Raw genomic sequence first — 10,030 nt, 5'->3', positions numbered from 1 at the left:
CCCCCGTACCACTACCTCGGTACCCCTGCCCCCCGTACGCACCCGGAGTTACACCCCCAGAGTTACGCCGCCCGAGCCAACCCCGCCTCGGCGCCGGCCTCTTCCTCCGCCGAACCCCGTGGCACGAACCGCACCCGCGGATGCCCCCCGTGCCACCCGAAGGACAGCCGGAACCCTCCGACACGTGTCAGCACGAGCCCGATCGCGACGGCGGCCAGCAGGGAGATCGCGCCCCCGACGGCGAGGCCGGCCCGCACCCCGTACGCGTCGGTGATCCACCCGGCGATCGGCGCGCCCACCGGCGAGCCGCCGAGGAAGACCATCATGTAGAGGGCCATGACGCGCCCCCGCATGGCGGGGTCGGTAGACATCTGGATGCCTGTGTTCGCCGTGACGTTGACGGTCATGCCGAACATGCCGATCGGCACCATGAACAGGGCGAACAGCCACAGCGAGGGCGCGAACGCGGCGGCCAGCTCGACCGCGCCGAAGGCGACCGCCGCCCCGATCAGCACCCGCATCCGCGAGGTCCCCCGCCGCGCGGCGAGCAGCGCGCCCGCGAGCGAGCCGACGGCCATCAGCGTGTTGAAGAGGCTGTAGGACCCGGCGCCCGCGTGGAAGACGTCGTCGGCGAAGGCGGAGAGGTAGACGGGGAAGTTGAACCCGAACGTGCCGATGAACCCGACGAGCGCGATCGTCCAGATCAGGTCGGGCCGCCCGGCGACGTAGCGCAGCCCCTCGCGCAACTGCCCCTTGGCGCGCGGCGCGCGCTCGACGGCGTGCAGCTCGCGCCCGCGCATGAGCAGCAGCCCTGCGATGGGGGCGACGAAGGACAGCCCGTTGAAGAGGAACGCCCAGCCGGTGCCGACCCCGGTGATCATCAGACCGGCGACGGCGGGTCCGACGAGCCGCGCGGACTGGAAGTTCGCGGAGTTCAGGCTGACCGCGTTCTGCAACTGGCCGGGGCCGACCATCTCGGAGACGAAGGACTGGCGCGCCGGGTTGTCGACGACGGTCGCGAGTCCTACGGCGAAGGCGGCGACGTAGACGTGCCACACCTGGACGTGTCCGGAGAGGGTCAGGGCGGCGAGCGCTACGCCGGCGACGCCCATCGACGTCTGCGTGACCAGCAGGGTCGGGCGCTTGGGGAAGCGGTCGACGAGGACACCGCCGTACAGCCCGAACAGCAGCATCGGCAGGAACTGGAGCGCGGTGGTGACGCCGACGGCGGTCGCGGAGCCGGTGAGGCTGAGGACGAGCCAGTCCTGGGCGATGCGCTGCATCCAGGTGCCGATGTTGGAGACGACCTGGCCGAGGAAGAAGAGGCGGTAGTTGCGGACCGTCAGCGAGCTGAACATCGAGGACTTGCGGGCGGGTTCCGCGGGGTCCGCGGCCGGCTCCGGTCCCTCGGAAGTACTAGGGGTACTACGGGTGCCGCCTGAAGTACTACGGGTACTACGGGTGCCGCCTGAAGTACTACGGGTACTACGGGTATCCCCCGGGGGTCCCTCCGGGGTCGTGCGGATCGGTGCGGGTGCGGAGTCTGCTCCGGGTCCCGGACTCAAAGGGGTTCGCCTCCTTGTGACTGCCTACAGATGCGCGAGCTTCTCCAGCACGGGGGCGGCGGCCTTCAGCTTCGCCCACTCGTCGTCGTCGAGCTCTTCCGCCAGACCGGCCAGGAACGCGTTCCGCTTGCGGCGGCTCTGCTCCAGCATGGATTCGGCCTGCTCGGTCTGGGTGACCACTTTCTGGCGCCGGTCCTCGGGGTGCGGCTCCAGGCTGACCAGCCCCTTGGCCTCCAGGAGGGCCACGATGCGGGTCATGGAGGGCGGCTGGACGTGCTCCTTGCGCGCCAGCTCGCCGGGGGTGGCGCTGCCGCAGCGGAACAGCGTCCCGAGCACCGACATCTCGGTCGGGCTCAGCGACTCGTCCACCCGCTGGTGCTTCAACCTGCGGGAGAGCCGCATCACGGCTGATCTGAGGTCGTTCACGGCGGCGGCATCGTCGTCGTGGGTGAGGTCCGGCATGTTTCTTAGCCTAACTCATTACCCTGGCTAAATACCAGCCGGAACGCACCGATCCGCCCGTGATACCCACCACTGGGCGCCCCCACAGCACTTTTTCACTCAAACGGGTGACAGGGCCCCAGAAGCCCTCCCATCACCCCGAACCGTCCCGCGACCCTCGTACCCATGGGGACCACAGTGCTCAGCCTGCGAATAGACCACGAACTGCTCGAACGGCTCCGGCACCACGCGGCCAGAAGAGGAATGAGCGTCCAGGACTATGTCGTCCGGACGCTCGTTCGCGATGACTTCGACGAGCGGTTCCAGGCCGCCGTCGAGGAGACGGAGAAGTTCTACGGGCTCACCTGAGGGGCGCTACCCCTCAGGTAGTCCCCGGGTACCTCTCAGGTGAGACCCAGCGCCGGCATCAGGTAGTAGAACGCGAACACAGCCGACACCACGTACATGGCCACCGGCACCTCGCGCCCGCGCCCCGCGGCCAGGCGCAGGACGGCGAAGGCGATGAAGCCCATGCCGATGCCGTTGGTGATGGAGTACGTGAACGGCATCATCACCATCGTGATGAAGGCCGGGATCGCGATGGTGTGGTCGGCCCAGTCGATGTCCTTGACCGAGCCCGCCAGGATCAGGAACCCGACCGCGAGCAGCGCCGGGGTCGCGGCCTGCGAGGGGACCATGGTCGCGACCGGCGTGAGGAACAGCGCGACGGCGAAGAGCGCGCCGGTGACGACGTTCGCGAAGCCGGTCCGCGCGCCCTCGCCGACCCCGGCGGTGGACTCGACGAAGCAGGTGGTGGCCGAGGAGGAGGACGCGCCACCGGCGGCGACGGCGATGCCGTCCACGAACAGGACCTTGTTGATCCCCGGCATCTGGCCCGAGGCGTCGGTCAGCTTCGCCTCGTCCGAGACACCCATGATCGTGCCCATGGCGTCGAAGAAGCAGGACAGCAGGACGGTGAAGACGAACAGGATCCCGGTCAGTACGCCGACCTCGCCGAACCCGCCGAACAGGCTGACCTTCCCGATCAGCCCGAAGTCGGGGGTGGCTACGGGGTTACCGGGCCACTTCGGGGTCGTCAGACCCCAGGACTGCACGTGTACGACCGCCTCGATGATCATCGCGAGTACGGTCATGGCGACGATGGAGATGAGGATCGCGCCCGGCACCTTGCGGACGATGAGGGCGAGGGTGAGCAGCGCGCCGAGCACGAAGACCAGGACCGGCCACCCCAGGAGGTGACCGCCGGTGCCGAGCTGGAGCGGCACGGTCGTGTGGGCGGCGTCGGGGATACGGCTGACGAAGCCGGAGTCGACGAGCCCGATCAGCATGATGAACAGGCCGATACCGATCGAGATCGCCTTGCGCAGCCCGAACGGCACCGCGTTCATGACCCGCTCGCGCAGCCCGGTCGCCACCAGCAGCATGACGATCAGACCGGCGAGGACGACCATGCCCATCGCGTCGGGCCAGGACATCCGCGGCGCGAGCTGGAGCGCGACGACGGAGTTGACGCCGAGGCCCGCGGCGAGCGCGATCGGGACGTTGCCGATGACACCCATCAGCAGTGTCGTGAAAGCGGCGGTGAGGCAGGTCGCGGTGACGAGCTGGCCGTTGTCCAGCTGATGTCCGTACATGTCCTTCGCGCTTCCGAGAATGATCGGATTGAGCACGATGATGTACGCCATCGCGAAGAAAGTGGCGAAACCACCTCGAACCTCCCGGGACAGCGTGCTGCCGCGTTCGGAGATCCGGAAATAGCGGTCGAGGGCGCCGAGGGCCGGGGTAGGCATCGTTTGGTGGTTCCTACGAAGAGAAGCGGTCACGTGTAATCGGTTTCAGTATGAACATATGAGGAAGGAAACAACCATCTCCGCGCGTAGATGTAATCGCCTCGTAAGCTAAGGCCCATGGCGAAGTGGACACCCCAGCACGAGGCGCCGGAGCCCCTGGAGGGCCCCGTGGTCGCGACCATCACCGGCGGCACGATCCTGTGGTTCGTCCTCTTCCTCGCACAGCTCCCCTTCTACGGGTGGTACGACGAGCACGGCCATCTCTGGTGGGTGTGGACCTGCCTCGCGGGCGCCGGGCTCGGCCTGTTCGGCATCTGGTTCGTCCGGCGCAGGGACGCGGCGATCAAACGGGACGCGGCGCTGAAGGCGTCGGAGGCCCCGTAGTACCCCCGTAGGTGACACCCCCTACAACCACGGCACTACGCCCCTCCTCCCCGAGTCGGATCTTCGGCACCCTCAGCGGGTGAACCGGGCGATCCACACGTACCGTCGTTGGCATGGCCCACACCGATGCGGCTGACGCCGTACCAGTCGCCCCGGCGCTCCCGGCGTCCGGACTGACCACCGCCGAGGTCGCGGAGCGCGTCGCGCGCGGCGAGGTCAACGACGTCCCGGTCCGCAGCAGTCGTACGTTCGGGGAGATCGTCCGGGCGAACGTCTTCACCCGGTTCAACGCGATCATCGGCGTCCTGTGGCTGATCACCCTGGTCGTGGCGCCCATCCAGGACGGGCTGTTCGGGTTCGTGATCCTCGCCAACACCGGGATCGGCATCATCCAGGAGTGGCGGGCCAAGAAGACCCTGGACTCCCTCGCGGTGATCGGCGAGGCGCGCCCGACGGTACGGCGGGACGGTGCCGCGGTCGAGGTCGGCACCTCGGAGATCGTGCTGGACGACCTGATAGAGATAGGCCCCGGCGACAAGATCGTCGTGGACGGCGCCTGCGTCGAGGCCGACGGCCTGGAGATCGACGAGTCGCTGCTGACCGGCGAGGCGGACCCGGTCGTCAAACGCCCCGGCGACCAGGTGATGTCGGGGAGTTTCGTGGTCGCGGGCGGCGGCGCGTTCCGGGCGACGAAGGTGGGCCGTGAGGCGTACGCCGCTCAACTCGCTGAGGAAGCCTCGCGGTTCACGCTGGTCCACTCCGAACTGCGCACCGGCATCTCGACGATCCTCAAGTACGTGACGTGGATGATGATTCCGGCCGCGATCGGCCTCGTCATCACCCAACTCGTCGTCAAGGAGAACGACTTCAAGGACTCCGTCGCCCGCACGATCGGCGGCATCGTCCCGATGGTCCCCGAGGGCCTGGTCCTGCTCACCTCGGTCGCCTTCGCGATCGGCGTCATCCGGCTGGGCCGACAGCAGTGCCTCGTCCAGGAGTTGCCGGCGATCGAGGGCCTGGCCCGCGTCGACACGGTCTGCCTCGACAAGACCGGCACCCTCACCGAGGGCGGCATGGACGTCACCGAGCTGCGCGTCCTCGACGGCCACGGCGAGTCGTACGTACGCCAAGTCCTGGGCGCCCTGGGCGAGTCGGACCCCCGCCCCAACGCCTCGCTGCAAGCGGTCATCGACGCCTACCCCGACGCGGAGGACTGGCGCTGCACCGAGTCGCTGCCCTTCTCCTCCGCCCGCAAGTACAGCGGCGCGAGCTTCAGCGAGGCCGACGGGGAGTCGAGCACCTGGCTGCTGGGGGCGCCGGACGTGCTGCTCCCGGCGACCGCCCCCGCCCTCGCGGAGACCGAGCGGCTCAACGAACAGGGCCTGCGCGTCCTGCTGTTGGCGCGTACGGCCCGCGATCTGGACGACCCCGAGGTGGCCGCCGGCGTCGAACCGGCCGCCCTCGTCGTGCTGGAGCAGCGGCTGCGGCCCGACGCGGCGGAGACCCTGCGGTACTTCGCCGACCAGAACGTGCGGGCGAAGGTCATCTCCGGGGACAACGCGGTGTCCGTCGGTGCGGTCGCCGGGAAGCTGGGCCTGTCCGGCAAGGCCGTGGACGCGCGCCAACTCCCCTCCGACCAGGAGGAGATGGCCAAGGCGCTCGACGAGGGCACGGTGTTCGGGCGGGTCACTCCGCAGCAGAAGCGGGAGATGGTCGCGGCGCTCCAGTCCCGGGGGCACACCGTCGCGATGACCGGTGACGGGGTCAACGACGTCCTCGCCCTCAAGGACGCGGACATCGGCGTCTCGATGGGCTCCGGGTCCGAGGCGACGCGGGCCGTCGCGCAGATCGTGCTCCTCAACAACAGCTTCGCGACGCTGCCTTCGGTCGTCGCCGAGGGGCGCCGGGTGATCGGGAACATCACCCGCGTCGCGACGCTGTTCCTCGTCAAGACCGTGTACTCGGTGCTACTCGCGCTGCTCGTGGTGTGCTGGCAGGTCGAATACCCCTTCCTCCCGAGGCACTTGACCCTGCTGTCCACGCTGACCATCGGAACTCCCGCCTTCTTCCTCGCCCTTGCGCCCAACAAGGAGCGGGCGCGGCCCCACTTCGTACGGCGCGTGATGCGGTACTCCATCCCCGGCGGGGTGATCGCGGCGGTGGCCACCTTCGCGTCGTATCTGATCGCCCGTCACCACTACACGGGGGCCGACGCGTTGGACGCCGAGACCAGTGCGGCGACGCTGACGCTGTTCCTGGTGTCGATGTGGGTGCTGGCGATCGTGGCGCGGCCGTACACGTGGTGGCGGGTGCTGCTCGTCGCGACGATGGGGCTGTCGTTCCTCGTCGTGCTCGCCGTGCCGTGGCTCCAGCACTTCTTCGCGCTGAAGCTGGTGGGGACGACGATGCCGTGGATCGCGGTGGGGATCGCCGTGGCGGCGTCGGCGGTGCTGGAGGTCGTGTGGCGGTGGGTGGACCGGCGGTTCGCGGACTAGGCCCTGGGTAAGGAGAGCGCGGCACCTGTTTCCGGGTGCCGCGCTCTTGTGTGTCTCAGGAGGCGTAACTCTCAGGAGGTAGTACCCGAGGTCAGCGGACGTCGACGTAGTCGGCCGCCGAGGCGACCGCGCCCGTCGTCGACGTAGCCACGAAGTTGTACCGGTAGTACCCGTCGGCGGTCGCCTTGACCGTGGTGCTCAGGGTGCCCTTGGCCGTGGTCTTGACGGACTTGAGGGTCGTCCAGGTCTTGGCGCCGGCCTTCTTGTACTGGAGCTGGACCGTCTGCGCGCCGTAACCGGCGTACTTGTTGGTCTCCCAGTTGGCGCGGGTGAGGGTGCCCTTGACCGTGATGGTCCGGCCCTTCTTCACCGGCTCCGGGGCGGCGTCGGTGGTGAGCTTCGCCTGGCGCAGGAGCTTGGTGGAGCCGAGGTCGCCCTGCCAGGTCAGGCCGTCCTTGGACACGTTGACGGCGACGCCGCCGACCTTCCAGGCACCGGACTCGGAGTTGATGAGGTCGCCGTCGGTGACGTTGAAGACCAGAGAGGCCGTGCAGTTCAGGACCGTCGCGGAGGGCGCCTTGCAGGTGCCGGGGTTCTCGCTGACGAACAGGTCCGACGGCTTGGCGATCGTGGCGCCGCGGTAGATCGCCGGGCCGCTCGCGAACGACTTGGCGCTCAGGCTCGCCGGCTTGGTCACGGTGTACGTGACGGGGAAGGAGGCCCGGCCGGAGGCGCCGACCACGAGGGTCTTGCCGATCTTGACGTTGGAGAAGGTCACCTTCGGACCGGCGGCCGGAGCGGCCTGCGCGGCGGGAGCGGCGAGGGCCGAGAGAGCCACGGTGCCCAGGACGACGGCAGCGGTGGCAGTGGCGCGTATGCGCATGTGCGTTCCCCAGTGGGATGAATGTTCAGGGAGTCTGTTGACTCACGCGTGAGACCCGTAGCCCTTGGGAACAGTTGTACGGATGTAAGGGCATTTGGTGAAACCTTTACCCTGAACAGCCCGATCCCTCTCAAGGTCTACGGGTCCACCCCTCAGTCGAACCAGCGGTCCCGCGCCAACTCCCCCGTCCTGGACGGGTCCTCCAGCAGCGCCGCCACCTCGAACCGCCGCGGCCACTGCCCCGCCGCCCACGCGAGCCCGGCGGCGACGCCTTCGAGGGTCGACGCGTGCAGGACACCGTCGTCGGTGAGCCGCCAGTCGATCTCGACGCCGTCGACGATCAACTCGTCGTGTTCCACGTACGACTTGGGGGTACGGGGGCCGAGGAGCACGGCCACGGAGTCGGGTACGTCGTGTTCGGCTCCCTCGGAGTCGACCCCGCCGGTGACGGACTCGCTGAGGCGGCGCACCTGGAAGAGTTCCGCCAACTCGGCTGCCCTGGTGGGGCGTACGGGCAGCAGGGGGGTGCCGTCGGTGAAGGGGAGGAGGTCCGGGGAGTCGACGACGACGGCGTCGGCCGCGTCCACGACGTCCACCGAGCCGTCGACCACGGCCCTCAAGTCGTCCGGCAGCGTGACCTGTTCGGGATCGAGGTCGGCCAAGGCGCCGTAGAGGCCGTGGAGTTGGGCCGGGGTGACCTCGCGGTCCGGGTCGGCGAGGCGTTCCAGGAGTTCGGCGGCGCCGCCGGGCTCTTCGAGGAGCGCGGACACGGACGTGCGGACTCCCAGGGCGCGCAACACCTGTTCGTCGTCGAAGCCGGTCGCGTCGGCCTCGTCGTACAGCCCGTGCAGCAGCGGGTCGCCGCCCGCCGCGAGCAGGCCCGCCGGGCGGCGGCCGTCGAGGACCGGGTGCCCCCTCAACCACCAGGCGGTGTACGGCCGTACGACCTCGTGGGTGCCGTCGGGCAGCAGGATCCGCAGCGGCTGGACCAGGGCGTCGCGCAGCGGCGGCTGTGCCAGCAGGGCCAGTGCCTGGGGCCACTTGTCGTCGTCCACGAGGTCCAGGTCGCGGACGGCGACGAGTTCCGTGGCGACCGGGGGGACCGGCGAGTCGGGGAAGCGGTCGAGGATGTCCTCGGCCCAGACGTCGACGGCGTCCAGCAGGCCCGCGTCGTCGGGTTCGGCGAAGTCGCCCTCGCGGGGCTCCAGTTCGTCGGGGTCGAGGACGACGTCGGTGGCGCGGACGAGGGCGAAGTTCGCGAGCACGCCGCAGGCGGTGAGGGGCTGTTCGCCCCACTTCTCCGCCAACTCGTGGTCGACCTCGGCGAGTTCGTCGGCGCGGATGACGGAGGCGAACGGGCTGCCGGGCAGGACGAGTTCACCGGCGGGGACGAGTTCGCCATCCTCGTCGGGCAGCGCGAGGGCGCCGAGCCAGGGTTCGTCGCCGGGTTCGAGGCCCGCCGCGCGGACGAGGGCGAGCACGGTGTCCGCCAACTCCTCGGCGTCCGGGGCGTCTTCGTCCCAGGCGCCGCCGTCGTCGTCCAGGGAGGCGGCGACGGCCGCGCGGACCTGGGGAGTTGTCAGGACGGCCCGGGGTGTCGCCGGGAGCGCGCCGAGCTTCTCCAGCAGGGGGTGCGCGGCGTCCTCATGCGCGACCTTGAGGCCGAGGCGGGCGAGGACCTCCGGGTCGGTGCCGGTCGCCGTGTCGGGGAGGGGGAGGAGGATCTGGCGGGGGCCGATGGTGGTGCGGCCGTCGGCGAGGGGGACGGGCAGGCCGGAGAGGCGGTCGGGGTCGGTGCCCGCGAGGCTGTCGTACAGCCGGTACCACCAGTCGGGGTCCTTCTCCAGCCCGGCGAGCCGGTCGATCACGTCCGCGAGGGGGACGCGGGTGACGCCGAGGGTGCGCAGTTCGACGCGGCGTTCCAGTCCGGCGGGGAGGAGGGTGGGGAGGACTTCGGCGAGGACGCGGACGGTGTCGGCTCCGGCGCCTTCGACGATCTCGGCGTCGCGGGGGCGGAGGGCTTCGGGGAGGAGTACTTCGGGGGTAGCTCCCAGGTCGTCCCCCGGCAGGGGTAGTACCTCGGAGCCGGCGGTGTCGGTAGCACTTCCGGTGTACAGGTCCCCGGCGACACCGAAGGCCGGTCCGGCCGTCTCGCCTCGTCGGTCTCCCTGTGCTGCGGCGGGCGGCAGGAACGCGGTGCGCGGCAGCCGCTCCAGCACGGCCTGGCGGAGCGCCCCGTCCAGCTCGCCCTTGCCGAGCGGGCCGGGGACGAGGTCGATGATGCCGGTGTCCACGGGGCGCCAGTCCGCGAGGAGTTGGGCGTACGTGTCGGCCGCGCGCTGGACCAGGAAGTCGGTCAGGGGGCCGGGTGCGGCGTGGCGGCGGGTGGTGTCGAGAGGGAAGGAGGCGATGAGGAGGGCGGGGACGCCGAGAGGTTCATCGCTGGGGGTG

8 protein-coding genes are annotated in these 10,030 nt (G+C 69.9%); 3 read left to right on the top strand and 5 right to left on the bottom strand.

Annotation, left to right across the window (positions count from 1 at the left end; genetic code table 11):
* Window positions 1-62: 62 nt before the first annotated feature.
* Both AOK24_RS27180 and AOK24_RS27175 read right to left on the bottom strand, forming a co-directional pair.
* Window positions 63-1,358: an MFS transporter gene (locus AOK24_RS27180; protein ID WP_055722697.1), complete on the bottom strand. Its 1,296-nt coding sequence runs from the start codon at window positions 1,356-1,358 to the stop codon at window positions 63-65.
* Between the two features lie 231 nt (window positions 1,359-1,589).
* A complete protein-coding gene (locus tag AOK24_RS27175) occupies window positions 1,590-2,027 on the bottom strand; it encodes a MarR family winged helix-turn-helix transcriptional regulator (protein WP_055722696.1) in 438 nt (145 codons plus the stop codon).
* A 165-nt stretch (window positions 2,028-2,192) separates the two neighbouring features.
* Between AOK24_RS27175 and AOK24_RS27170 the strand changes: the two genes are divergently transcribed.
* Window positions 2,193-2,375 carry a ribbon-helix-helix protein, CopG family gene (locus tag AOK24_RS27170; RefSeq protein ID WP_055722695.1) on the top strand — a complete coding sequence of 61 codons (183 nt, stop codon included), beginning with the start codon at window positions 2,193-2,195 and terminating at the stop codon, window positions 2,373-2,375.
* A gap of 35 nt (window positions 2,376-2,410) precedes the next feature.
* Here the strand turns inward: AOK24_RS27170 and AOK24_RS27165 are convergent, their stop codons facing one another.
* The gene (locus AOK24_RS27165; RefSeq protein ID WP_055722694.1) at window positions 2,411-3,817 is read right to left on the bottom strand and encodes an NCS2 family permease; all 1,407 of its coding nucleotides are present in this window, start codon (window positions 3,815-3,817) and stop codon (window positions 2,411-2,413) included.
* A 117-nt stretch (window positions 3,818-3,934) separates the two neighbouring features.
* On the opposite strand from AOK24_RS27165, the gene AOK24_RS27160 reads away from it, so the two are divergent.
* Together AOK24_RS27160 and AOK24_RS27155 are read left to right on the top strand one after the other, a co-directional pair.
* Window positions 3,935-4,201: a DUF2530 domain-containing protein gene (locus AOK24_RS27160; protein ID WP_055722693.1), complete on the top strand. Its 267-nt coding sequence runs from the start codon at window positions 3,935-3,937 to the stop codon at window positions 4,199-4,201.
* A gap of 113 nt (window positions 4,202-4,314) precedes the next feature.
* Window positions 4,315-6,696 (top strand): cation-translocating P-type ATPase, encoded by a 2,382-nt coding sequence (locus AOK24_RS27155; RefSeq protein ID WP_055722692.1) that lies wholly within the window; start codon window positions 4,315-4,317, stop codon window positions 6,694-6,696.
* A gap of 91 nt (window positions 6,697-6,787) precedes the next feature.
* Here AOK24_RS27155 and AOK24_RS27150 read toward each other — a convergent pair whose 3' ends face one another.
* Window positions 6,788-7,579: a hypothetical protein gene (locus AOK24_RS27150; RefSeq protein WP_055722691.1), complete on the bottom strand. Its 792-nt coding sequence runs from the start codon at window positions 7,577-7,579 to the stop codon at window positions 6,788-6,790.
* 152 nt (window positions 7,580-7,731) lie between these two features.
* Window positions 7,732-10,030: hypothetical protein (locus AOK24_RS27145; RefSeq protein ID WP_055722690.1), on the bottom strand; the 2,299-nt coding region annotated here is incomplete at its 5' end.

The organism is Streptomyces niveiscabiei, assembly GCF_001419795.1.
In the GTDB taxonomy this organism is placed as follows: domain Bacteria; phylum Actinomycetota; class Actinomycetes; order Streptomycetales; family Streptomycetaceae; genus Streptomyces; species Streptomyces niveiscabiei.
Note: the sequence above shows the minus strand (reverse complement) of the source record. Positions and strands in the feature narration are given on the sequence as shown.